Source organism: Arthrobacter sp. P4_H3, from assembly GCF_056400885.1.
Genome location: NZ_JBFUKK010000003.1, coordinates 261,407 through 285,098 on the forward strand (window position 1 = coordinate 261,407; position 23,692 = coordinate 285,098).

Below are 23,692 nucleotides of genomic sequence, written 5' to 3' on the forward strand. Positions count from 1 at the left end.
AGGACAGCCTCCCAGTGAATACCCAGCGCGTCCTCAACGGACGGTACGAACTCGGTGAGCTGATTGGCCGCGGCGGCATGGCCGACGTGCACCGCGGCGTTGATACCCGGCTGGGCCGGACAGTGGCCATCAAGCTCCTGCGGCCGGACCTGGCCCGGGACCCGCAGTTCCAGGCGCGGTTCAAGCGCGAGGCCCAGGCCGTGGCCGCGTTGAACCATCCCTCGATCGTTGCCATCTACGACACCGGGGACCACGCGGTTCCGGGAGGTCCGGAGGACACCGTCCGGGTGCCCTACATCGTGATGGAGTTCGTGTCCGGAAAGACCCTTAGGGATCTCATCCGCGCCAAGGAAGTCAGTATCGGCCATGCCATCGACTTCACCCTTGGCGTGCTCTCGGCCCTTGAGTACAGCCACCGGGCGGGTATCGTCCACCGGGACATCAAGCCGGCAAACGTGATGTTCTGCGAGGATTCGGACACCATCAAGGTGATGGACTTTGGCATTGCCCGGGCCATGGCCGATTCGTCCGCCACGATGACGCAGACCCAGGCGGTGGTGGGCACCGCGCAGTATCTTTCCCCGGAGCAGGCCCGCGGTGAAACGGTGGATGCCCGCAGTGACCTCTATTCCGCGGCTTGCCTGCTGTACGAAATGCTGACGGGACGGCCACCGTTCATTGGCGACAGTCCCGTTTCCGTGGCCTACCAGCACGTCCGCGAGATCCCGGAACCGGCCAGCAGCCTCAACCATGACGTGTCAGAGGCTCTGGACAGCGTCCTGGCCAAGGCTCTGCAAAAGAACCGTGCGGACCGTTTCCAGGATGCGGCGGCGTTCCAGCGTGCCCTCCGGGCGGCGCGCAATGGCATTCCCGTGCCGGACGTGGCGGCAGGGGAGGCCTCGACGGAACCCCACAACACGGTCCCGGCCGCGGAACGGACGGCCCAGGCTGCCCCGTACTCGGTCACGGGCGCAAGCTTCCTTGACGATTCGCCGAGCGGACGGCTCCGGCCGGTCCACGACACGCTCGGCGATGACCGACCCATTCCTGCCCAGGTATACGAACCCTCGGAGGCCGGCGAGCTTCCCCTCGGGCTTCCGCCGGAACGTGACCGCACGCCGCGGCAGAAGTCCCGCCGTCGGACCTGGATTGCCACCCTGGTGATATTCACCTTGCTGGTCCTCGCCGGGGGTGGCCTCTGGCTCTACAACATGATGAACCAGGCGCCCCCACCGGTGGCCAAGATCCAGGTACCATCGGTATCGGCGCTCACCGAATCCGAGGCGTTGCAGCGCCTCTACAATGCCAGGCTCAGTCCGCAGATCAACCGGCTCCAACACGACACTGTCACCAAGGGCACAGCCATCGGTACGGTGCCGGCGGCAGGAACGTCCATGGAACCCGACTCCAAGGTGACCCTGAATATCTCCGACGGTCCGAGCGCTGTCAAGATCCCGAATGACCTGCCCGGGCGAACGGAAGCCGCTGCCCGGGATGTTTTGCGGCAGATCGGCCTGGCCGGCGCGCCCGGCACCACCATGGCGAACAGCCCCACGGTGCCCGCGGGGCTGGTGATCACCACCAAGCCCGCTCCGGGCGACACCGTCGCCATTGGAACCACCGTGGAAATTGTGGTGTCCACCGGCAAGGTGGCCATGCCCGAGCTCCGCGGCCTTCCGCAGGCGGAGGCGGAGGCGGCACTCAAGAACCTCGGCCTTAGCATCGCAGTGAGGGAAGTCGAAAACTCGGAAGTTGAAGCGGGCAAGGTGACCGAGCAGAGCGACCCGGTCAACGCGCTGGTTGAACAGGGGAAGACCATTAGCGTGATTGTTGCCAAGGCGCCACCGCCCAGCCCCAGTCCGACGCCGACCCCCACACCCACAGCGACCGACCGGAACCGGGGTTAGGAGCCGCACCTCAGTCGCTTGGGTAACCGCCCAAGCGCCTCCCGGCCGCCCGCCACTTCGATGCCGGATATCCGGCGACGGAGGGGTCAGTGCTGGATGAGCGGGCTCAGTTTGGCAGCGCGTTCGGCTGCGCCCTCCATGCCCAGGGATTCCAGCCAGTTGCCCAGCATCTGGTAGCCGCCCTCGGTGAGGACCGATTCCGGGTGGAACTGCACGCCACAAAGGGGTGCCGTCCGGTGCCTGAGGCCCATGATCACTCCGTTGGCCGTCTGGGCGGTGATCTCCAGGATGTCGGGAATGGTCTCGCGGACGGCGGCCAGGGAGTGGTACCGGGTGGCCGTGACAGGGGAGGGGAGGTCGGCGAAGACGCTGGTTCCTTCGTGCTCCACCAGTGACGTTTTGCCGTGCATCAGCTCGGGGGCGTGCGTCACGGTGGCACCGTATGCTTCTGCCAGTGCCTGGTGTCCCAGGCACACGCCGAACATCGGCTTGTCATGGCTGCCGCACCATTTGATCAGGTCAATGCAGACGCCGGCTTCTGCCGGGGTGCCGGGCCCGGGCGAGATGAGGACACCGTCACGCGCGTCCGCCATCTCGATCGCCTCGGCGAGGGTGACGTCGTCGTTACGCACCACCGTTGTCTCGGCGCCGAGCTCCTGGAGGTATCCCACCAGGGTGTAAACAAAGCTGTCGTAGTTGTCTACGACCAGGATCTTGGTGGTGCTCATTGTCGAGTTACTAAACCAATCGTTGAGTCGGTGAACTGGGTGAACTGTGACATCCAGGGAAAGAGGAACTGAACCATCAATACCAGCACGCCGGCAAGCAGCACCAGCGATGTGACGATCCTGAGCCACAGCGGCCCCGGCAAGTGGCGGAAAATCCATCCGTACATAACGTCAGCCCTTCCCGAGCGCCTTGGCCACCTGGGCCGCTATTTCCGCCGGCGGCCCCGCGGAAGCCGGCTGCCAGTGGTCCAGCAGGGAATACGCAATGATGCGTTCCTGCGAGCCGAACCGCGGGTTGCAGCTGGTCATGGTGAGGTACGCTTCCGTGGGCCGGGCTGCGGGCTGGGTGGGTACCGGCAGCAGCACGTCCGTCGCTGACGGAAGCACAATCTGGTTGTTCCGGAAGACGTAGACATAAAATCCGTCCTTGGTCTGGACGTAGATCTTGTCGCCCGGGACCAGGGTGTGGATGTTGTCCAGGACGGCCCCGTGCGTCTGGCGATGACCTGCCACCGCGAAGTTACCTGTCGCCCCGGGCATCGCCGTATTGCTGTAGTGTCCCAGGCCGAGCGTGTCCAGGACATCCGTGGAGGTTCCCTGCACGATGGGCCGTGTGTAGTCCGCACCGAACCGGGGAATGTACATGATGCCGATGGTTCCGCCATGTCCGGGCGCCTCAGCTACCTTCGGCGGGCCGTAGTCGGTAGGCGCGGAAGGTGTCACGTCGGCCGGATCTGAAGCCACAGGGCCCTCGGAACCGCCCAGTTCCTGGGCGAAATTCCTGATGGTCTCAGTCTGCTTGGCATCGGACTCCACGTTGGTCCACCACAGCTGCCATGCAACGAACAGGAGCAGGACCACACCCACCGTGATGAGCAGCTCGCCAGCGATTTGAACGAGCTTCCGGAGAACTCCGCCGCCGCGTGCAGGCACGGCGGAGGTCGTCCCCTTCTCCAGCAACACCACGTGATCTCCTCAATTGGCAGCGCGGGCGGGCGCCGGTGTGTTCCGAACTACAGCTAGAATTGGCTGCTAGTAAGAATTCAGACCTGACCAAAGGCGCCAACACCGCCGGCATCTTCCTTCTTGCAGGATACCAAGCCGGAGGCTCCGCCCTTGATTCAGCCCGACCAGGAGGACCCGTGCCCGAGTCAAAGCCACGAAAGAAAACCGCCGCCGCGGGAAAGCCGGCTTCTGCATCGCAGGCATACAAGCCCAACGCGGTGTGGTTCAAGCCCGTCATGTTCGGCCTGATGATCATCGGGTTGCTGTGGATCATCACGTTCTACATCAGTGAAGGCGCCCTCCCCGTCAAGGCATGGGAATCCTGGAATATCGTGGCCGGGTTCGGCATTGCCATCGCCGGGTTCCTGATGACCACCCGCTGGCGTTCGTAGCCGAATCCGCCATGGGGCTGTCAGCCCCTTCTGTGACACCCCGCTTCACGCAAAAAGTCGGACCGGCACGTTGTGCCGGTCCGACTTTTTTGTGCCCCTGCTACAAACCGGGGTTGACCACATGGATGGCGAGGTCTGAGCCGGCGTCGGACGTTACGGATATCTCTACCCCGTGCCCGGCAACCTTTACGCTTCCGGAGGGGTTCTCCGCGCTGTAGTAGGCCAGCGGATCAATGTCCTTGAAGACTCCGATCGGCGCGCTGCTCCCCGTGCAGGCGTCCAGAGACTCGATGGCTGGATTGCGCTTAGTGCCCGTCTGCACTTCCTTCGCGATGCACAGCGGGTCCGTTGCTTCCAGTCCGAAGGTCGCGTCGAACGGCTGCCGGCTGTTGCCGGGCATCGTGCCGTCGGACCACTTCAGCGGTGCGGGCCGGGCATCGACCGGCAGCGCCGAGCCTGCACCCGGGTGGGCGGAAACATTGTTGTCGGCATAGGAATCGTCGATGTACCAGACCAGCATGCCGTTCTGGTACTTGAAGAAATCGACCCAGTTCGGGGAGCTGATGCCCTTGGTGAAGGCGTACGGTCCCTCCGCGAGTGTGGCGTCAAAGCCCACATACTCACGGTTTTCCACGAGGTAGTACTGCTCAGTTGTACGGGTGACCGAACCGGTGCTCAGCTGCCACTGCCCGTCGGCAAGCCACTGTCCCTGGCCGGACTCGGCGTCGTCGCTGAGGATGACGGTTTTCCCGGCAGAGATCTTCACGTCGTCAATGAAGGCACCCGCATTGTGGACGCCGCCGTCGGTCTGGTACCTGAAGCGGAAGAGAGAGGCCGCGCCAGCGGCGTCGTACGAGTACCGCAGCTGCCCCCATCCGGCTGCTCCGCTGAGCGCATGCCCGGCGGACAGCCAGGTCTTGCCGGCGTCCGTGGAGTATTCACCGTAGAGGAAGTCGTAGTCCGCCTCGATGTCGTACCAGGCGTTCGCCGTTACGGTAACCCGGGACTGCGCCGGAACAGCGTGGGTCAGGGACTCGTTGAGGTTGTCCTCGCTGCCCGACCACCACGCCTTGGTTCCGGAAGAGGGGGCGGTGTAGTCCGTGGTGGTTGTCTTGTCCGGAAGGTTAACCCGGACGGCCTGGTCCTTGCCCTCGGCCTGAAGCTGGGCCGGATTAAGGACGAAGTCGCCAGTGGAACCTGCCTGCACGGTGCTGTGGTCCAGCCAGCCGAGGAAGAGCTTCTCTTCGGGCCCCATCAGGCCCGGGGTAGTGCCGATCCCTTCTTCGGCCGCTGAGCCGTGGCCCAGCCAGGACCCCGAGCTCATCAGTGTCCAGAATGCGGTGCCGTTGGTCGCGGCGCCCGAGGTGTCGTAGAAGTCCGGCAGTCCAAGGTCATGGCCAAATTCGTGTGCAAACACACCGACGCCACCGTTTTCGGGTTCCGTGGTGTAGTCGCCCAGCCAGTACTTGGAAGACCCGATCCGGGTGCCGCCGGAAAGATTCCCGTCGGGGCCGGCCGAGCCGAACTGGTTGCCGAAGGCGTACCAGCGGTGGGACCAGATGGCGTCCTCGCCCAGGGCACCGCCGCCGCCTTCCTCACCCTCACCGGCGTGCACTGCCTGGAAGTGGTCGATGTAGCCGTCGGATTCGTCGAAGTTGCCGTCGTTGTCGAAGTCATAGCGGTCCCACACATCGAACTGCGCGAGGTACGTATCGATTTCTGCCGGTGTTTTGCCGGCCGCAACCTGGGAATCCCACCATGCATTGCCGGAGTCACGGATAAAGGCCCACGAGCCCCCGGTGTCTTCGGTGGCGTTGTCGCCGTAGAAGGATCCGTTGTTGGGCACCTTGACCCAGTCCGTCACAGTGTTGGTGACGGAATATTTGCCGTTTGAAACTGCTTCGTAGTAACCCCTCATTGATTCGCCGCTGCCGTTGAACAGTTCTTCGTAGTGGGCCGGGCTGAAATCCGCGGTCCACAGCGTGGTGTTGTCCACGGAGCGGTCCGGCTCGGCGATCGAATTGTGCAACGGACCCGGCACGGTTCCAAGCCGACCTGAACCCTGATCGCCAAACTCGGCAAGGATGGTGAAGATCTTGTCCTGCTTGCTGGTTTCGATTTCGGCGAACTTGTCCTCCGCCAACTGAACTACGCCGTCGTCGCTGGCTTTCGCCTGTCCACGGGCCACCTTTTCAATGGCCGCTTTCCGCTTGTCAACGAGTTCCTTCGTGCGCGGCCCCGGACGGTTGTCCTGCCGGATTGCCGTTGCGGGCCCGGTGGTCCCGTCGTCGACAGGTGGTGCCGCTACGGCCGGGGCCTGGATGCTGAGCATCCCGAGAACCACCCCTGCAATGCCAGCCACGGCAGTTTTGGATTTCCTCACACGTACCTCCCAGTATTTTGTGATCAGAGCCACAGCATAATGTGAGAGCGCGCCTTCGGCTATGAAATTCGCTATGGCGGAGGCAGCTCAGCTGCCTGCCGCTGAATATGCTGTAGGCAGCAACCCGCACCGGATAGCTAGGAACCCAGATGACCCCGGAAGAACGCGGCACTATTGTCGGCAGCGACGGCCTTGCCCGTCCGCCGTGGGCCGCCACAGACGCCTTGCTGCAGAAGTATTACGACACTGAGTGGGGCATGCCTGTCCGCGACGAGCAGGGGCTGTTCGAACGCATCAGCCTGGAGGCTTTCCAGGCCGGGCTGTCTTGGGCCACTATCCTGCGGAAGCGGCACGCTTTCCGGTTGGCCTTCCACGACTTCCAGCCCGATACCGTGGCCGCCTTCACCGAAGGGGACGTCGAACGCCTGATGCTCGACGCTGGCATTGTCCGGAACAGGCTCAAGATCAGGGCCGCCATCACCAATGCCCAGGCCACTATCGCCCTGCGGGGCGAGGGCGGTCTAGTGGACTTCGTCTGGAGCTTCCAGCCGGCAGTAACCCCAATTCCCCTGACCCACGGCGAGATACCCACTACATCGCCTGAGTCCGTAGCACTTTCCAAAGCGCTGCGCAGCAAAGGCTTCGCGTTCGTGGGCCCCACCACGATGTACGCGCTTATGGAGGCGATCGGGATGATCGACACCCATCTGGTCGACAGCCACCGCCGAGGTTCGTCCGGCGTGTGGACGGATCCGGCCTAGGTTATCCCTCCCTGTGGGGAAAGTTATCCACAGTGTTGATAAGACTTGGACCGCCGACTGGCCATTCCGCAGGCCATGGCCAGTCACTGATGCACTCCCGGGTTGAACCACAGAGCTGTAAGTTATTAACACTGTGGATTCTCTGTGGATAACCCACCCGCAGCCGGCGTTTGTTGAAAATCCGCTCAAGCATGACCTGGCGGTCCCACCTCAAGCCTCAGCGGCGTCGTAGAAGGCGTTGAATTTTGGTGACACGCAGTTATCCACTTAAGAACAGCAGTATCCCCAGAAGTTATCCACAGGTGGGGATAACCTGGGGGTTATTTCGCCGTGGATTGCCCGTTCAGGCCGCATGCCGGTCGATTTTCTATGGTCGGCTTCGGCGCGTGCAGTTATTAACAATGTGCATAACCTGTTGAAGACTTGATGTCTTTCGCTGTTTTACCGTCCGTATCGGCACTTTTACACCGGGATGTGAGCGGTTTGCGGAGCGCGCCTCTCTGCGCAGCGCGAGAAACGGCTGGCTGCGGGCGGGACACCCAGGGTTCTTCCAGGTGCTCAAGGAGCTGTCCCGGCGGCCGAGTTGTCCACTTAACCACAGCCCCCAGGAACATCTTTATCCACAGATGTGGACAAAAAACGGGTCCCTTGTCGATAATCGCCAGCTGGCAAGGGCAATAGGGGAGGCGGACACTGAACTACAACCGTGTAAGTTACCAACATTGTGGATAACCCCTGTGGAAAACTTTCGGAGCGACGGGGGCTGCAGCCAGGCAGCGCGGCGTGCGGGCGGAGGCACGCCCCCGACATATGCGGGCTGGGTCCAGAGTGTGCCCTCGGGCTGCCCTAGGGGATTCGTGGGCGGGGCATGCGGACGGGCGGTCAAGGGCGTCGGCACGCCGCCCGATGCGTCAGCAAGGCGTCGGAGGGACCGACGCACGCGCAGGGCGCCGTACGTCGGCGGGGAATTGGGCGCGTCCGCGGCCGGGGTCCAGAGGGCATGCGGGGCTGGTGGAGGAATCAGGCCCCGCGACGGCGGGCGGGTAGCGCGTGAAGGGCCGTGCGCGGGCGCCCTGCGGAGTGGTTCGGGTGGGGCAGGCCCAGCGGGGCACGGCGCAGCACGCCCAGCGGGAAGGATCCAGCAGACCCTGCGTAAGCCGAATGCTTTAGACGCCGGCCATTCTCAGCCAGGTGGCACCAATGAGCAGGCCGAGGACAAGCACCAGGCCGGCCGACTGCCAGAGCCAACGTCGCGGACCGCGGGGAGCGTAAGCGATTGCTGCGGCGCAGGCAGCACCCGTGACCAGGCCGCCAAGGTGGGCCTGCCAGGCAATCTGCGGGATGATGAAGCCGATGACACCGTTGATCGCGATCAGCACCCATAACTGCTTCGTATCTCCACCGCGGTGGCGTTGGACCACCAGCATGGCGCCGAAGAGTCCGAAGATGGCACCGGACGCTCCCACGACGCCTGCGAGCGGCTGGCCGGGAGTATAGCCCGGCGTCAGCAGGAGGTAGCCGACGGATCCGCCCACCGCAGCCAGCAGGTAGAGAGCCAGGAAACGGATGCGCCCGAGGAGGGGTTCAAGTGCCTGCCCGAACATCCACAGCATGTACATGTTCAGCACGATGTGAAGGATGAAACCCTGCGAATGCAGGAAGGCGGAGGTCAGCATGCGCCATGGTTCGAAGACCCCGTACTCGGGGGTGGCGTAGACCGTGGCGAAAGCGAAATTCTGGTAGATCCCGTCATTGGGAACTATCCATTGGAGCACGTAGACGAGCGCGCAGGCGGCGATGATCCCGAACGTCACCAGGGGCCTGCCGGTGACGGCGGTGCCGCCGTAGACGGTCCTGGCTGTCGGCGTCGTACGTTTTGTTTCGTTGACGCAGTCAATGCATTGGAACCCGACGGCGGCCGCCCGCTGGCATTCCGGGCATGCCGGGCGCCCGCAGCGCTGGCACCGGACATAGGAAGGCCTGTCCGGGTGCCGGGGGCACACCGGAATCTGTGCGGACGGCTCAGCCGCCGGAATTCCGTAACTCATCGAGTGTTAGAGCTGCTCGACGTCGATGCTGTTAATGACGACGTCCTCGACCGGGCGGTCACCCATGCCGGTGCGGACACCTTCAATGGCGTCAACGACCTTCTTGGACTCGTCGTCGGCAACTTCACCGAAGATGCTGTGCTTGCCCTGGAGCCAGTCGGTGGGGATGGTGGTGATGAAGAACTGCGAGCCGTTGGTGCCCTTGCCCATCTGGATGCCGGCGTTGGCCATGGCCAGCTTGTACGGCTGGTTGAAGGTCAGTTCGGGGTGGATCTCGTCGTCGAACTTGTAGCCCGGTCCGCCGACGCCGCGGCCCAGGGGATCCCCGGCCTGGATCATGAAGTCCTTGATGATGCGGTGGAAGATGGTGCCGTTGTACAGGGGGGTTCCGGTCTTGTCCTCACCGGTTTCCGGGTGGGTCCAGGCCTGCTCGCCCGTGGCCAGGCCGACGAAGTTTTTGACCGTCTTGGGCGCGTGGTTGCCGAAGAGGTTGACGACGATGTCGCCGAGGCTGGTGTGGATGGTTGCTTTTGCAGTTGCGATGGCAGTCATAGGCCCATTGTTCCATGTCGGGCCATGGCGCAGGAGGCCAGCCGGGCAGTTCCGCGCTAGGTGAAATCCGGCCAAAATGCTGATGAAGAATAGCCGGTGCCATCCAATCCACGTAGGCTAACAAAAGAACCGTCACATTAATCGGGAGGTAGTTGTGAAGAAATCGGATCGTATTGCCCGTGACCTGGAGCAGTCAGTCAGCAGCGCGGTAGAGAACGCCAAGGATTGGGCAACCCCCCGCGTAGAAGCAGCCGTGGACTGGGCGGTTCCCCGCCTGCAGCACGGCATCGACACCGCTTCCCCGAAGATTCAGGAAGGGCTCAAGTCCGCAGCCCACAACCTGGCCGACGGCGTCGCCACCGTGACGCCGCGCATCCAGGACGGCCTGGCCCACCTCGCGCCCAAGATCCATGACGTTGTGGATAACGCCACCCCGCGCCTCCACGAGGCACTGGACAAGGCCACCCCGGTGATCTCCCAGGCACGTGACCGCGTTGTGGTGGAGTACCTGCCCCGGCTTTCGGACCAGATCGGCCAGGCTTCGGAGGCAGTGCACCGCACCCTCGAAAGCGCACCGGCCCATGTGGATGCCGTCGCCCAGAGGCTTGCCGATTCCGGCGTGGTGCATTCCATCCAGGACCAGGCGCAGGTCGCGGGCCAGCAGCTCAAGGCTGCAGCAGCCGAAGCCACCCGCGTTGTCACCGGGGAAGTGGCCAAGCCGCAGAAGCCCAAGCACCGCGGACTGCTGATCTTCGGCGTAATCGCCGCGGCAGTTGCAGCCGGTGTGGCCGCCTGGAAAGCGTCCAAGCCGGTGGAGGATCCCTGGAAGACGCCAGCCCCTGTAACTCCTGCGCCCGTTCCCGCCACCACCGTCAATGACGTCACTGCGACATCCGTCGAGGACGCCAGCACCAAGGCCACCGTGGGCGGGAAGGCCGTCGACGCGGCGGACGCTGCTGCTGACGCTTCCGACGACGCCGCTGAGAAGGCCGCGGATGCAGTTGAGGACGCCAAGAACGAGGCAGCCAAGGTTGCCACGGACGCCAAGACTGCCGTGAAGAATATCGCTTCCAGCATGAACAACGGTGCCGCCAAGACAACCGAGAAGTAAGCCTGGCCGTCGTCGTACGGCACCACAACAGAGGGACCCCGCAGGGCGGGGTCCCTCTGTTGTTTCCCCGACCTTCACCCGGCATCACGGGCTGCGACACGCAAGGGTGCTAAATTTGTGGTGATGTCACCCGATAGATCCGCCGAGGATGCCTCGCACGACGCTGCGCTACTGCCGGGCGTATCCATCGTCATACCGGCATATAACGAGGAAAGCGTCATCAGGCAGTGCCTCATCGCGGCTGTTTACCAGTCGGTGCCTGCCGCGGAGATCATCGTGGTGGACAACATGTCCAAGGACCGCACGGCAGAGATCGTGCGGCAAATGCAGCTGGAATACCCCGAGAGTCCCATCATCCTGCTGAGCCAGGACCGGCACCAGGGCCTCATCCCGACCCGTAACTTTGGCCTCAACCACGCCACAGGCGAGGTGTTGGGGCGGATTGACGCGGACTCCGTGGTGGAACCGGACTGGGTGGAACAGGTCCAGAAAGCATTCCTTGACCCCTCCGTCCAGGCTGCCACCGGCCCGGTGGTCTATTACGACATGCCGATGCGCCGCTTCGGGCTCAAAGCGGACGACAAAATGCGTCAGCTGATGCTCAAGTTGGCCAAGCACCAGTACCACTTCCTCTTCGGCTCCAACATGGCGCTCCGCCGCTCCGCTTGGGAAACCATCCGCGACGAGACCTGCCGGGACGAAAAAGACGAGATGCACGAGGACATCGACCTCTCCCTGCATCTGGCCGACCACGACCTCAGGGTCCAGTACTGGCCCCAGATGGTATCCGGAATGTCCGCCCGCCGGCTCGAGGATTCTCCCCGCGACTACCGGTACTACGTGACCCGGTTCGACCGGACGTATAAGGCCCACAACGTCAAGAAAATGGCCCTCAAAGCGCCCATGGTGGTGTTCTTCTCCGTCTATTTCCCGGCCAAGCTCCTCCGCGCCATCCACACGGTGAACTCCACCCAGCCTGCGCGCCGCGGCGGCCAGTAGCCTTTACCTCGGCTTCAGCGGGGGCTGGCCCAAACCCAGTGCCGGGCGTCAGTCCGTTCCCAGCTCCCCCAGGCGGGTTGTGCCGGCGCGTGAGGGCCTTTTGCGCCGCTGCCCGGCCACAACGACGGCGAGCCCCACCATAATCAGCACCAGGCCCGCATAGGTACCGCCCGGAAGGGTCTCACCCAGGAACACGGCAGCCAGCAGCGCGGCGCCGGGAATCTCCAGCAGGATGATCATGGATACCAGCAGCGGACTCATGGTGGCCAACAGATGGTTGAAGGCTGTGTGCCCCACCAGTTGGGCGCACACGGTGATGGCAAGGATCCCCAACCAGCCCGCGGCGTCGAAACCCACCAGCGGCTGCCTGGAGAACAGTGCCAGCAGCGCCACCACGGCCGCGCACATCCCGTAGCAGAGCGTCGTGTAGGTGCCGGTGCCCATGGTTTCGCGCGCCTTGCCGCCTGCCAGCGTGTAGAGGCCGGCCAGGGCCCCTCCAGCCACCGCCAGCAGGTCGCCCAGCAGGGCTTCCGGTGACGTGCCCATGTCGAAGCCCGTGATCGCCACAACGCCGCCGAACGCCATCCCCAGGCCCACCAGTACCTGCCAGGGGTGGCGCACTCCCCGGAAGAGCTGGAACACCGCGATCCAGCCGGACTGGAGGCAGACCAGCGCCGTCGCCGCTGCCACGGACGTGAGCTGGAGGGAGGTGATGAAGCATGCGAAGTGCAGCGCCAGGGCGACAGCGGCAAGGACGGACCAGCGGAACTCGCGCGGTGTCACGTTGCCGAACTGCCGGGGATCCGTCACCAGGACCGGTGAAGCCATGACAGCGGCTCCGATGGCGTTGCGCCAGAAGGCGATGGCCAGGGCGCTGACAGAGGTGGCACCCAGCGTGGCGGCGATGAGGGGCCCGGAGGAGGCCACTCCCAGCACGCCCAGGGCGGCAAGGAAGAAGTTCACTGTTCCAACAGTAGTGCTGCCCCTGAAGGTGGTCATGGACGACTACGCCAAGCACAAGGATTGAGGGCAAAGCAAAAGGCCCCGGATTGCGTTTCCGCATTCCGGGGCCTTCCTTATGGTGGAGGCACGGGGACTCGAACCCCGAACCCCCTGCTTGCAAAGCAGGTGCGCTACCAATTGCGCCATGCCCCCATAAGAAGCAACCCGTCAATCATACCCTAGTTCAGGAACGCTGCTTACCAGCGTCCGGACCGGGAATCCGGGCTATTCGACCTTGTCAGTCGAATCGCTCCAGACCGTTTTCCGGGCTTCGGATTCCTGCACCTTCTTGAACAGCAAGGCGCCTGCGATAGCCACTGCAACAACCAGCAACTTCTTCACATGCACCCCGTTCCGGCCCGGTGTTATCCGAACCATTTCCAAAACCTGTGCAGGTTCCGTGGGCGTACCAGGACTTGAACCTGGGACCTCTTCGTTATCAGCGAAGCGCTCTAACCGCCTGAGCTATACGCCCCGATGCCTCATCGGGCCGAGACATGACTTTACAGCACATCCCGGCCCGATCTCAAATCGAGGCATTTCGCCGGTGGAATTCCGGCGAAAATCCACGGACTAGTCGTCCGTCAGGGTCACGCCGATGCCACCGACGAGGGTGGCGGAAATGTTGTACAGCACGGCCGAAAGCATCGAGAGGGCAGTCAGCAGCACAACGTTCACCACAGCGATAATCACCGCAAAGGAAGCCACCTGGCCGAGGGAAGCCACCTTCTTCAGTTCGAACCCGCCGCCTTCTGAACCGGCAAGTGTTCCGAGCAGGCTGTCCACCTGGTCAAAGATCCCGGTCAGATCCAGGACGGTCCACAGGACGATCGCCGCAACAACCGTGACGATGCCCAGGGCAACGGACAGCAGGAAGGCCATCTTCAGCACAGACCAGGGGTCCACCTTGCTGACCAGGAGCCGGGCACGGCGGACCTTCGCCTTCGGAGCCGGCTTGACCAGCCCGGGAGCGCCCTGGGCGCCGCCCTGGCCCGGACGCTGGCCGGGAACGCCGGGACGCGCCCCCTGGGGCGGCTGCGCAGGGCGCTGCCCCTGGGCTGGACGCTGCCCGGGGACCACAGGACGCTGCGCCGGAGCGCCCGGCGTCGAAGGCCGCTGCTGGGGACGTACGGGGGCGTTCACGCGCGGAGCGGACGCCGGCTGCCTGATCCCGCCGGGAGTGTTGCTGTTCGGCTTGGGATATGAGTCGGAATTGCTCACTCGTTACCTCCGGTATTTTCTTCGTCCAGCTCAGCGTCGTCCGATGACTCTTCGGACTCCGCGGCCGGTGCTGAATCTTCCTCTGCGGACCCGTCATGTGATCCGGCACCTTCAGCCAACGTTACGTCATCCTCGGCCGCAGCCGGGCTTTCGGACGGGTTTTCCGGGTCGGTGGCTTCAGCCTCCTCGCCTTCCAGACCGCGTTCGCTGTTACGCGCGACCTCGATGATGCGGTCGTTCTTGTCCGGCTTGGCGAAGATGACACCCATGGTGTCGCGACCCTTGGCAGGCACGCCGGCCACCGAGGACCGGACCACCTTGCCGCCTTCCATGACCACCAGGACTTCGTCCTCTTCCTGGACAATCAGGGCACCCACGAGGTGGCCCCGTTCTTCCTGGTACTTGCCAACCTTGATTCCGAGGCCGCCACGGCCCTGGAGGCGGTATTCCTCCACCGCAGTGCGCTTGGCGTAGCCGCCTTCGGTGACGATGAAAACGAACGAGCCGTCCTTGACGACGTCTGCCGCCAGCAGTTCATCGTCTTCACGGAACTTCATGCCGGTCACGCCGGAGGTCGCACGGCCCATGGGGCGCAGTGCATCGTCCGTCGCCGTGAAACGGATGGACTGGCCCATCCGGGAAACCAGCATGAGGTCATCGGTTTCCGAGACAAGCTGTGCCGAGACGAGTTCGTCGCCGTCGCGCAGGTTGATCGCAATGACACCCGCGGAGCGGTTGGTGTCGTAGTCCTCCAAGCGGGTCTTCTTGACAAGGCCGCGCTTGGTGGCGAGCACCAGGTACGGGGCGTGCTGGTAGTCACGGAGGTCCAGCACCTGGGCGATGTGCTCGTCCGGCTGGAAAGCCAGCAGGTTGGCAACGTGCTGGCCCTTGGCGTCACGCCCCGCTTCCACGAGTTCGTAAGCCTTGGCACGGTAGACGCGTCCCAGGTTGGTGAAGAACAGCAGCCAATGGTGCGTTGTGGTGACGAAGAAATGTTCCACGACGTCGTCCCCGCGCAGCTGGGCACCCTTGATGCCCTTGCCGCCGCGTTGCTGTGAGCGGTAGTTGTCACTGCGCGTGCGCTTGACGTAGCCGCCGCGGGTGATGGTGACCACCATTTCCTCTTCAGGAATGAGGTCTTCCATGGACATATCACCGTCGAAGCCCATCAGGATCTTCGTGCGGCGGTCATCCCCGTGCTTGGCGACGATTTCGGCAAGTTCAGTGCTGATGATCTCGCGCTGGCGCTCTTCGGAGGCCAGGATCGAGTTGTACTCGGCGATCAGGGCTTCCAGTTCGGCATGGCGGTCCTGGATCTTCTGGCGTTCCAGGGCGGCAAGCCGGCGAAGCTGCATGTCCAGGATGGCGCGCGCCTGAAGTTCATCGATGTCCAGCAGCTGCATCAGGCCGTCGCGTGCCGCTTCGGTGGTGTTGGACGCGCGAATGAGGGCAATAACCTCGTCCAGCGCATCCAAAGCCTTGAGGAGTGCACGCAGGATGTGTGCTTCCTCTTCGGCCTTGCGCAGGCGGTACCGGGTCCGGCGTGCGATGACGTCCATCTGGTGCGTGACCCAGTGGCGGATGAAGGCGTCCAGGCTAAGGGTCCTCGGGACGCCGTCAACGATCGCCAGCATGTTTGCCGCGAAGTTGTCCTGCAGCTGCGTGTGCTTGTAGAGGTTGTTCAGCACCACCTTGGCCACGGCGTCGCGCTTGAGCACGATGACCAGGCGCTGGCCGGTGCGGCCGGAGGTCTCATCCCGGAGGTCGGCTATGCCCGAGATCTTCCCGTCCTTGACGAGTTCGGCGATCTTGATGGCCAGGTTGTCCGGGTTGGCCTGGTAGGGCAGTTCGGTGACCACCAGGCACGTGCGTCCCTGGAGCTCTTCAACATTGACCACGGCACGCATGGTGATGGAGCCGCGGCCGGTGCGGTACGCGTCTTCGATGCCTTTGTGGCCCAGGATCGTGGCGCCGGTCGGGAAGTCAGGGCCCTTGATGCGCAGCAGCAGTTCTTCCAGCAGCTCTTCGCGGCTGGCCGTCGGATTGGCCAGGTACCACTGCACGCCGTCGGCAACCTCGCGGAGGTTGTGCGGCGGAATGTTGGTGGCCATGCCGACGGCGATGCCCGACGAGCCGTTGACCAACAGGTTGGGGAACCGCGCCGGCAGGATGGTGGGTTCCTGGTTTTTGCCGTCGTAGTTGTCCTGGAAGTCGACGGTTTCCTCGTCGATGTCCCGGACCATTTCCATGGCAAGCGGGGCCATCTTGGTTTCGGTGTAACGCGGTGCTGCAGCGCCGTCGTTGCCCGGCGAACCGAAGTTACCCTGTCCCAGCGCCAGGGGGTAGCGCATGGTCCAGTCCTGGATCAGGCGCACCAGGGCGTCGTAGATGGCCGTATCGCCGTGCGGGTGGTACTGGCCCATGACCTCGCCCACCACGCGGGCACACTTGTTGAAGGAGCGGTCCGGGCGGTATCCGCCGTCGAACATGGCGTAAAGAACCCGGCGGTGGACGGGTTTGAGTCCGTCACGGACGTCAGGCAGAGCACGGCCGACAATAACGGCCATGGCGTAGTCGAGGTAGGAGCGCTGCATTTCCGTCTGCAGGTCCACCTGCTCCACGCGGTCGACCAGCACGTCGCCCTCCAAGACGGGCTCGGCGGGACCGGCGGATTCGGCCGGAACCTCGGGTGTTTCGTCACTCATAGTCTATATTTTCCGTTTCAGGTATATGTCTGATCGAGCATATTTAGGGCCGTTGGGCTCTTAGATATCCAGGAACCTGACATCCTTGGCGTTTTGCTGAATGAAGTTTCGGCGGGACTCAACATCCTCACCCATCAGCACGGTGAAGATCTGGTCAGCCGCGAGGGCGTCATCCATCGTGACCTGCAGGAGGGTCCGGTGGTCGGGGTCCATGGTGGTGTCCCACAACTCCGTGTAGTCCATCTCGCCAAGGCCCTTGTAGCGCTGGATGCCGTTGTCCTTCGGAATGCGGCGTCCTGAGGCCTGGCCGGCCACGAGCCGCGCGTCGCGTTCACGGTCGCTGTAGACGTAGTCGTGCGGTGCATTGGACCACTTGATCCGGTACAGCGGCGGCTGGGCAAGGTACACGTAACCGTTTTCAATCAGCGGGCGCATGTACCGGAACAGGAGTGTCATCAGGAGCGTGGTGATGTGCTGGCCGTCAACATCAGCATCGGCCATGAGCACGATCTTGTGATACCGGAGTTTGCTGAGGTCGAAGTCCTCGCCGATGCCGGTACCGAAGGCCGTGATCATGGACTGGACCTCGTTGTTGCCGAGGGCCTTGTCCAGGCGTGCCCGTTCCACGTTCAGGATCTTGCCGCGAAGGGGCAGGATGGCCTGCGTTTCCGGGTTGCGTCCGCGCTTGGCGGAGCCGCCGGCGGAGTCACCCTCCACGATGTAGACCTCGCACTTGGCCGGGTCCTTGGAGGAGCAGTCGGACAGCTTGCCCGGCATGCCGAAGGATTCGAGGGGGCTCTTGCGGCGGGCATTGTCGCGGGCCTTGCGGGCGGCCATGCGGGCCTGGGCAGCTGAAATGGCCTTGCGGATCACGTCGCGTGCCGGGCCGGGATTGCGTTCCAGCCAGTCACCCAGGCCGTCGGTGACAACGCGCTGGACGAAGCCCTTGACCTCGGAGTTGCCGAGCTTGGTCTTGGTCTGGCCCTCGAACTGCGGTTCGGCCAGCTTCACGGAAATGACGGCGGTGAGCCCTTCACGGATGTCATCACCCGTGAGGTTGTCGTCCTTTTCCTTGATGATGTTCTTCTCGCGCGCATAGCGGTTGATGAGCGATGTCATCGCGGCGCGGAAGCCCTCTTCGTGGGTGCCGCCCTCATGCGTGTTGATGGTGTTGGCGTAGGTATGGACGCTTTCGGAGTACGCGTTGGTCCACTGCATCGCCATTTCCAGGGCGATCTTCCGTTCCGTGTCCTCGGTTTCGAAGGCGATGACGTCCTCGTGGACCACATCAACCTTCTTGCCGGAGTTCAGGTGCTTCACGTAGTCCAGCAGGCCGTCGTCGTACTGGTAAACAACCGTCCGGTATTCGGCGGCGACTTCGCCCTCGGTGGGAACGGCGTCGAGATCGAGGTCCCCGTCTTCGGAGTTTTCAAGGGTGGCGTTGCGCTCGTCCGTCAGCGTGATGCGCAGGCCCTTGTTCAGGAATGCCATCTGCTGGAACCGGGCGCGGAGCGTCTCGAAATCGAATTCCGTGCTCTCGAAGATGCTGGCATCCGGGTAGAAGGTCTGCGTCGTACCGGTCTGGTCCGTCTCTTCACCCTGGACCAGGCCGCCCTGGGGCTTGCCGCCGTCGGCGAAGGACATCCGCCAGACGTGGCCCTGGCGCCGCACTTCGGTGTCCACCCGGCTGGAGAGGGCGTTGACCACCGAAATGCCCACGCCGTGCAGGCCGCCGGAAACGGCGTAACCGCCGCCGCCGAACTTTCCGCCGGCGTGCAGGATGGTCATAACAACTTCAACCGTGGGTTTGTGCTCCGTGGGGTGCATATCCACGGGGATGCCTCGGCCGTCGTCAATCACCTTGACGCCGCCGTCGCTCTGGAGAACAATCTCGATGTGGGTGCAGTACCCGGCCAGGGCTTCATCCACGGAGTTGTCCACCACTTCGTACACCAGGTGGTGGAGGCCGCGGGGTCCCGTGGAACCGATGTACATGCCGGGCCGTTTGCGGACAGCCTCAAGCCCTTCAAGGACGGTGATGTCGCTGGCACCGTATCCCTTGCGCTCGGCTGCCTCCGCCGGCGCATCAGTTGTACGGGCATCCTCAGCTGCGTGTTCCACTGCCGGGATATCTGCATTGTCGTTAGCCACAGGCGCTTTCGACTCCTCTGTATTCGTATGGCCGGCCGTCACCGTCTCCGATAGAAGAGGTTCCTGCCAACAGGCACGTCACTGATAACGCCGATTACTTCGGTGACTGGCGGAACCGTGCCCCGGCCGCAGGAAAATGCGCCGGAAAACGGACTCAGTCAACGTTTCACCGGCGCCCAGTTATCTACCCCGATTCTACCGTGCGGGCGGGCGTAATCCCGCATTCCAGGGCCGCAAACGCGGAGGAAAGTGGCGCTGGCAGGCCATTGGCTCCGCCTGCAAGGCTCCAGGGGTCCGGTCTCTGGGTTCCTATACGGCCAAGGGCCGTTTGAGCGCCCTACACGCCGTTTGGCCATTTTTCAAGAGTCGCGAGTGCCAGCAGCCGGGATCGCAGCGGCGGTCGTGGCGTTCCGCTATCCGTAGGTGTCCCGGGGACCGCGGCCGTTGACTGTCCGTCCGCCCTTCCGCCAGCTGGGCGCCGCCGGTCCCAGGACCTGGATTTTGGTGACAACGCCCTCGCCCAGTTCCGTGCGGAATTTCTCCAGGAGACTGAAGCTGAGGAGGCGGAGCTGGGTGGCCCACGCCGTGGAATCGCACCGGACGTGGAGCGTGGTGTCGGTGAAACTTTCCGGGGTGCAGTGCGCCGAGATCTCCGGACCCACCAGGGTGCCCCATTCGGCCATGACCGAGCCGACCGCAACCGGGGACGTCCAGCCCCGTTCTGCCACCAACCGTCCCACCACTTTGCCCAGACCGAGCGGATCGCGGCCAGTGCCGTGGAACTGGGTGAAGCCGCGGGTTCCCGCGCTGCGCCCCGGCTTTTTGGCTCCGTTTGCGGGCAGTGGATGCTTGCGGCGGATTTCACCGCGGGCGGCCGCCGCTTCGCGCATGCGGTTGAGGGCTGCCTGGGGGGCATCGATGTCGTCGGGGTCGCGGCCGGGCTGCAGACCCCCGGTGTCCTTATTCATGGGGATTCCGACTCATCGATTCCTCCCGGGATGACCTTCACCCGCCGCCCGGTCAGTTCCTCCGGAATGTCGGCGTCGACGGCGGCAGTCACCAGCACCTGTTCGGCGCCGGATACTATTGCCGCCAGTTTACGCCGCCGCTGGACGTCGAGTTCGGCAAACACATCGTCGAGTATGAGGATCGGTGCAGACCCGCCCGTACGGGCATCGTCCTGCATCACGTAGTAGGACGCCAGGCGCAGGGAAAGGCACATGGACCACGTTTCGCCGTGGGATGCGTACCCTTTTGCCGGCGCCTCGCCGAGGATGAGTTCCACGTCGTCACGGTGCGGCCCCACGAGCGAAATGCCCCGCTCCAGTTCCTTGCGGCGGGACGCCGCAAACGCCTGCACATAGCGTTCGGTCAGCTCGTCGACGGAGAGTGCCCGCAGGTCCTCAACGCGCCCGACGGCGGACGGTTCGGCAGCGTAAGCCGCACCGGCGCCGTCGTCATCCAGCAGGTCCTGGAGCGTGGACCGGTAAATGGCGTCCGCCTCTTTGGAACCGTCGGTCAACTGCGCATAAGCCTTGTTCAGGTGGGGCCTGAGCCGTTCCACCAGTTCCAGCCGGGCGTGCAGCAGTTCGGCGCCGGCCCGGGCCATGTGCTGGTCCCACACATCCAAGGTTGCCTCGTGGCCGGCGGTAAATTTGCCGGCACGGCCTGATTTCAGAAGGGCGTTGCGCTGTTTGAGGACGCGGTCGTAGTCGCTTCGCGTGGCGGAATGGCGGGGTATGAGGCTGACCAGCAGCTCGTCGAGGAAACGCCGGCGGTTGGAAGGATCGCCCTTGACCAAAGCCAGGTCTTCGGGCGCAAACAGTACTGTCTGGCAGATGCCGAGGATGTCACGGGCACGCACGGGGTTGCTGCGGTTGATACGCCCTCGGTTGGCGCGGCTTGCATTGATTTCCAGTTCCAGCACGGTGGACTGCTCACCCCGGACCAGCTTGGCCCGGATCAGGGCGCGTTCTGTTCCGAAGCGCAACAGCGGAGCGTCCGAACTGACCCGGTGCGAGCTCAGGGTGGCCAGGTAACCGATGGCCTCCATGAGGTTGGTCTTGCCGATGCCGTTGTATCCCACGAGCACCGTCACCCCGGGCTCGAGGGTGAGGTCAACCTGGGCATAACTGCGAAAATCGGTCAACGAAAGCTTTTCTAGGTACACGCCGTCTTCAGGATTCCCGGACTGCCAGGACTGCCGCTACTTGGCCGGACGGGTGGCATGCCCGCCGAACTGATGCCGCAGTGCGGACACCATCTTCATGGCCGGCGAGTTGTCCTCGCGGGAGGAGAAGCGTGCAAACAGGGCGGCAGTGATGGCCGGCGCGGGCACCGCGTTCGCGATTGCTTCTTCGACGGTCCAGCGACCTTCCCCGGAATCTTCGACGTAGTCGTCAATCGAGGCCAGGCCCGGATCCTCGTCGAGTGCCTTGACCATGAGGTCGAGCAGCCAGGAGCGGACAACCGTGCCCTTCTGCCAGGCCCGGAAGGTTCCCGGCAGGTCGGTGACGATGTCCTTGGCGGCCAGGAGTTCATACCCTTCGGCATATGCCTGCATGAGCCCGTACTCGATGCCGTTGTGCACCATCTTGGCGTAGTGGCCCGCACCGATTCCGCCGACGTGGACAAAGCTGTCCGCCCGGTCGCCGTCGGGACGGAGGGCATCAAAAGCGGGCATGGCCCGTTCGATGTCGGCGGCATCGCCGCCGGCCATGAGCCCGTAGCCGTTCGCCAGGCCCCACACGCCGCCGGATACACCGCAGTCGGCGAAGCGGATACCCTGCTCAGCCAGAGCGGCCCCGTGTTTCTGGTCCTCGGTGAAGCGGGAGTTGCCGCCGTCGATCACCAGGTCACCGGCGTCGAGCTTGGAACCGAGCTCGGTGATCACGGCGTCGGTGATTTCACCGGCCGGGACCATGACCCAGATGACGCGCGGAACGGGAACGGCCGCGATGAGCTCGTCAACCGTCGCGACGTCGGTGACGTCAGGGTTGCGGTCGAAGCCAGTGACCTCAATGCCACCCTTGCGAAGCCTCTCGCGCATGTTGAAACCCATTTTGCCAAGGCCGATCAGTCCGATATGCACGGTAGAAACTCTTTTCTGCGCTGGTGGTGTGGTGGGGCTGCGGTGATGTACCCAACTGGGTCGCAGTAAGTGTCGTTTTGGGTGCCCAAAACGACATCAGCTGCTACCTAGTTGGGTAGGCGCACCGGCATGACCAGGTACCGGTAGTCGCCTTGGTCTTCGCCGTCGGCGTCGGCCTGTGCCGTGATCATGGCCGGCTTGGGGGCCGTGGTGAAGGAGAACCGGACGAACTTGGTTTCGATCACGCTGAGGCCCTCGATGAGGTAGTGCGGGTTGAACGCAACCGTGATTTCTTCGCCGGTCAGCTGTGCTTCAAGTTCCTCCGACGCCTGGGCGTCCTCGCCCGTGCCAGCGTCGAGGTGGAGCTGGCCTTCGGTGAAGGCAAGTCGAACCGGGGTGTTGCGTTCTGCAACGAGGGACACGCGCCGGACAGCTTCGACCAGTTCCTGGGTCTGCACCGTGGCGTGGATCGGCGTGGCATCCGGGAACAGCGACCGGATCTTGGGGTAGTCACCGTCCACCAGGAGTGATGTGGTGGTGCGGCCGCCGCTCTCGAAGCCGATCAGCCGGCTGTCGTCGTCAGCCAGTGCGAGGTTGATGTCTCCGCTGTTGCCGAGGGTTTTCGCAACTTCGTTGAGGGTTTTCGCTTTGACCAGGGCACTGGTGGAGATGCCCGGAGTGACGGGCTTCCACGGCACTTCGCGCATGGCCAGGCGGTAGCGGTCTGTGGCCAGCAGGGTGATGAGGTCGTCCTCGATCTCCATGCGGACGCCGGTGAGGATCGGCAGTGTGTCGTCCTTGCTGGCGGCGATGATCACCTGGGAGACGGCCTGGGCGAAGGAATCGCCCGGCACCGTTCCGCTGATGGTGGGCAGCGCAGGCAGCGGAGGATATTCGGCCTCGGGCATGGTGGCGAGGTGGAAGCTGCTGCGGCGGCAGGTGAGGGTGACTTTGTTGCCGTCGGTTTCGACTTCAACCGGAGCAGATGGCAGGCTGCGGCAGATGTCCGCAAGGAGGCGGCCCGAAACCAGGATGGTGCCTTCAACGCTGATATCAGCCGGGATTTCGAGGCGGGCCGAGGTTTCGTAGTCAAAACTCGAGAGGCTCACGGTGCCGGACTCGGCCTTGAGGAGGAGCCCGGAAAGCACCGGAACCGGCGGCCGCGGAGACAACGACCGGGCGGTCCATGTGACGGCTTCTGCCAGGACGTCCCGTTCGACTCTGAACTTCACGGAAGGGTGCCGCCTTTCATTGCTGCTGCCATTTTTTCAACGGGAACTCCCTCAGGGAGTCCAAAAAACCTCGCCCCCGGACACCGGAACCTGCATGGTCCGCGCTTGCTGAACCACAAACAGACCCAAGGATGGGAGCGCTGCTGACAGCTTAGCCGGAACATTGAGGATTTCCCCATCCCCGACAGGGACGCTGGCCCTTCCGGGCCGAGGTCACGAGGCTGTGCGGGGCGGGGAACGAGATTGTTATTTGAGGGAATTTCAATTTTTTGGGATTAGTAGTGTTAATAACTGCTGTGGAAACTGTGGATAACCCTGTTTCACGGCACGATTCCGCGGTTAAGCCCTGTTCATCCATTGTGGGCGAAGCAGGTTTTAAACAGGGTGTGGATGGGGACAACTTT

General features: G+C 63.7%; 20 protein-coding genes and 2 tRNA genes. 5 read left to right on the forward strand and 17 right to left on the reverse strand.

Annotation, left to right across the window (positions count from 1 at the left end; genetic code table 11):
* Nucleotides 1-14: 14 nt before the first annotated feature.
* On the forward strand, nucleotides 15-1,907 hold the full coding sequence (gene pknB, locus AC1DRE_RS06460; protein WP_476983846.1) for a Stk1 family PASTA domain-containing Ser/Thr kinase: 1,893 nt from the start codon (nucleotides 15-17) through the stop codon (nucleotides 1,905-1,907).
* Between the two features lie 86 nt (nucleotides 1,908-1,993).
* Here pknB and AC1DRE_RS06465 read toward each other — a convergent pair whose 3' ends face one another.
* The 3 genes from AC1DRE_RS06465 to AC1DRE_RS06475 are packed head-to-tail and all read right to left on the reverse strand — an operon-like array spanning nucleotide 1,994 to nucleotide 3,601.
* The gene (locus AC1DRE_RS06465) at nucleotides 1,994-2,635 is read right to left on the reverse strand and encodes an aminodeoxychorismate/anthranilate synthase component II (RefSeq protein ID WP_476983847.1); all 642 of its coding nucleotides are present in this window, start codon (nucleotides 2,633-2,635) and stop codon (nucleotides 1,994-1,996) included.
* Nucleotides 2,632-2,802: a hypothetical protein gene (locus tag AC1DRE_RS06470; protein ID WP_364122803.1), complete on the reverse strand. Its 171-nt coding sequence runs from the start codon at nucleotides 2,800-2,802 to the stop codon at nucleotides 2,632-2,634. The genes AC1DRE_RS06465 and AC1DRE_RS06470 overlap by 4 nt, the downstream gene beginning before the upstream one ends.
* 4 nt (nucleotides 2,803-2,806) lie before the next feature.
* Complete coding sequence (locus tag AC1DRE_RS06475) at nucleotides 2,807-3,601, reverse strand: class E sortase (protein ID WP_476983848.1); 795 nt, start codon at nucleotides 3,599-3,601, stop codon at nucleotides 2,807-2,809.
* Between the two features lie 176 nt (nucleotides 3,602-3,777).
* On the opposite strand from AC1DRE_RS06475, the gene AC1DRE_RS06480 reads away from it, so the two are divergent.
* Entirely contained in the window at nucleotides 3,778-4,032 is a 255-nt protein-coding gene (locus AC1DRE_RS06480; RefSeq protein WP_476983849.1) for a cell division protein CrgA, read from the forward strand.
* Between the two features lie 100 nt (nucleotides 4,033-4,132).
* On the opposite strand, the gene AC1DRE_RS06485 is transcribed toward AC1DRE_RS06480, so the two are convergent.
* Nucleotides 4,133-6,394: an immune inhibitor A domain-containing protein gene (locus tag AC1DRE_RS06485; RefSeq protein ID WP_476983850.1), complete on the reverse strand. Its 2,262-nt coding sequence runs from the start codon at nucleotides 6,392-6,394 to the stop codon at nucleotides 4,133-4,135.
* Between the two features lie 170 nt (nucleotides 6,395-6,564).
* Here AC1DRE_RS06485 and AC1DRE_RS06490 point away from each other — a divergent pair, with 170 nt between their 5' ends.
* Nucleotides 6,565-7,176 carry a DNA-3-methyladenine glycosylase I gene (locus AC1DRE_RS06490; RefSeq protein ID WP_476983851.1) on the forward strand — a complete coding sequence of 204 codons (612 nt, stop codon included), beginning with the start codon at nucleotides 6,565-6,567 and terminating at the stop codon, nucleotides 7,174-7,176.
* A gap of 1,166 nt (nucleotides 7,177-8,342) precedes the next feature.
* Here the strand turns inward: AC1DRE_RS06490 and AC1DRE_RS06495 are convergent.
* Both AC1DRE_RS06495 and AC1DRE_RS06500 read right to left on the reverse strand, forming a co-directional pair.
* A complete protein-coding gene (locus AC1DRE_RS06495; protein WP_476983852.1) occupies nucleotides 8,343-9,224 on the reverse strand; it encodes a rhomboid family intramembrane serine protease in 882 nt (293 codons plus the stop codon).
* 6 nt (nucleotides 9,225-9,230) lie between these two features.
* Complete coding sequence (locus tag AC1DRE_RS06500) at nucleotides 9,231-9,776, reverse strand: peptidylprolyl isomerase (protein WP_104174621.1); 546 nt, start codon at nucleotides 9,774-9,776, stop codon at nucleotides 9,231-9,233.
* Between the two features lie 154 nt (nucleotides 9,777-9,930).
* Between AC1DRE_RS06500 and AC1DRE_RS06505 the strand changes: the two genes are divergently transcribed.
* Nucleotides 9,931-10,887: a hypothetical protein gene (locus AC1DRE_RS06505; protein ID WP_476983853.1), complete on the forward strand. Its 957-nt coding sequence runs from the start codon at nucleotides 9,931-9,933 to the stop codon at nucleotides 10,885-10,887.
* A 123-nt stretch (nucleotides 10,888-11,010) separates the two neighbouring features.
* Nucleotides 11,011-11,886 (forward strand): glycosyltransferase family 2 protein, encoded by an 876-nt coding sequence (locus tag AC1DRE_RS06510; protein WP_476983854.1) that lies wholly within the window; start codon nucleotides 11,011-11,013, stop codon nucleotides 11,884-11,886.
* Nucleotides 11,887-11,934: 48 nt separating this feature from the next.
* On the opposite strand, the gene AC1DRE_RS06515 is transcribed toward AC1DRE_RS06510, so the two are convergent.
* The 11 genes from AC1DRE_RS06515 to dnaN all read right to left on the reverse strand — a co-directional run bounded on the left by AC1DRE_RS06515 (nucleotide 11,935) and on the right by dnaN (nucleotide 23,288).
* Nucleotides 11,935-12,849, reverse strand: coding sequence for a DMT family transporter (locus AC1DRE_RS06515; RefSeq protein ID WP_476983894.1), 915 nt, complete (start codon nucleotides 12,847-12,849; stop codon nucleotides 11,935-11,937).
* A 116-nt stretch (nucleotides 12,850-12,965) separates the two neighbouring features.
* A tRNA-Ala gene (locus AC1DRE_RS06520) sits at nucleotides 12,966-13,041 on the reverse strand.
* Nucleotides 13,042-13,113: 72 nt separating this feature from the next.
* Nucleotides 13,114-13,266 (reverse strand): DLW-39 family protein, encoded by a 153-nt coding sequence (locus AC1DRE_RS06525; RefSeq protein WP_476983855.1) that lies wholly within the window; start codon nucleotides 13,264-13,266, stop codon nucleotides 13,114-13,116.
* Nucleotides 13,267-13,289: 23 nt separating this feature from the next.
* A tRNA-Ile gene (locus AC1DRE_RS06530) sits at nucleotides 13,290-13,363 on the reverse strand.
* Nucleotides 13,364-13,461: 98 nt separating this feature from the next.
* Nucleotides 13,462-14,109, reverse strand: coding sequence for a DUF3566 domain-containing protein (locus AC1DRE_RS06535; protein WP_476983856.1), 648 nt, complete (start codon nucleotides 14,107-14,109; stop codon nucleotides 13,462-13,464).
* Nucleotides 14,106-16,814 carry a DNA gyrase subunit A gene (gene gyrA / locus AC1DRE_RS06540; RefSeq protein WP_476983857.1) on the reverse strand — a complete coding sequence of 903 codons (2,709 nt, stop codon included), beginning with the start codon at nucleotides 16,812-16,814 and terminating at the stop codon, nucleotides 14,106-14,108. The genes AC1DRE_RS06535 and gyrA overlap by 4 nt, the downstream gene beginning before the upstream one ends.
* 60 nt (nucleotides 16,815-16,874) lie before the next feature.
* Nucleotides 16,875-18,965, reverse strand: a complete 2,091-nt coding sequence (gyrB, locus tag AC1DRE_RS06545; RefSeq protein WP_476983858.1) for a DNA topoisomerase (ATP-hydrolyzing) subunit B — start codon at nucleotides 18,963-18,965, stop codon at nucleotides 16,875-16,877.
* Nucleotides 18,966-19,378: 413 nt separating this feature from the next.
* Complete coding sequence (locus AC1DRE_RS06550; protein ID WP_104174614.1) at nucleotides 19,379-19,933, reverse strand: DciA family protein; 555 nt, start codon at nucleotides 19,931-19,933, stop codon at nucleotides 19,379-19,381.
* Nucleotides 19,930-21,135: a DNA replication/repair protein RecF gene (recF, locus tag AC1DRE_RS06555; protein ID WP_476983859.1), complete on the reverse strand. Its 1,206-nt coding sequence runs from the start codon at nucleotides 21,133-21,135 to the stop codon at nucleotides 19,930-19,932. The genes AC1DRE_RS06550 and recF overlap by 4 nt, the downstream gene beginning before the upstream one ends.
* 36 nt (nucleotides 21,136-21,171) lie before the next feature.
* Nucleotides 21,172-22,056: a phosphogluconate dehydrogenase (NAD(+)-dependent, decarboxylating) gene (gene gnd, locus AC1DRE_RS06560; protein ID WP_476983860.1), complete on the reverse strand. Its 885-nt coding sequence runs from the start codon at nucleotides 22,054-22,056 to the stop codon at nucleotides 21,172-21,174.
* A 107-nt stretch (nucleotides 22,057-22,163) separates the two neighbouring features.
* Entirely contained in the window at nucleotides 22,164-23,288 is a 1,125-nt protein-coding gene (dnaN, locus tag AC1DRE_RS06565) for a DNA polymerase III subunit beta (protein WP_104174611.1), read from the reverse strand.
* Nucleotides 23,289-23,692 lie beyond the last annotated feature (404 nt).

Coding starts and splice junctions, on each gene's coding strand:
- AC1DRE_RS06550 (WP_104174614.1), bottom strand. CDS start 19,933: ATGAATAAGGACACCGGGGGTCTGCAGCCCGGCCGCGACCCCGACGAC.
- AC1DRE_RS06500 (WP_104174621.1), bottom strand. CDS start 9,776: ATGACTGCCATCGCAACTGCAAAAGCAACCATCCACACCAGCCTCGGC.
- AC1DRE_RS06510 (WP_476983854.1), top strand. CDS start 11,011: ATGTCACCCGATAGATCCGCCGAGGATGCCTCGCACGACGCTGCGCTA.
- gyrA (WP_476983857.1), bottom strand. CDS start 16,814: ATGAGTGACGAAACACCCGAGGTTCCGGCCGAATCCGCCGGTCCCGCC.
- AC1DRE_RS06465 (WP_476983847.1), bottom strand. CDS start 2,635: ATGAGCACCACCAAGATCCTGGTCGTAGACAACTACGACAGCTTTGTT.
- AC1DRE_RS06470 (WP_364122803.1), bottom strand. CDS start 2,802: ATGTACGGATGGATTTTCCGCCACTTGCCGGGGCCGCTGTGGCTCAGG.
- AC1DRE_RS06490 (WP_476983851.1), top strand. CDS start 6,565: ATGACCCCGGAAGAACGCGGCACTATTGTCGGCAGCGACGGCCTTGCC.
- AC1DRE_RS06495 (WP_476983852.1), bottom strand. CDS start 9,224: ATGAGTTACGGAATTCCGGCGGCTGAGCCGTCCGCACAGATTCCGGTG.
- AC1DRE_RS06525 (WP_476983855.1), bottom strand. CDS start 13,266: ATGGTTCGGATAACACCGGGCCGGAACGGGGTGCATGTGAAGAAGTTG.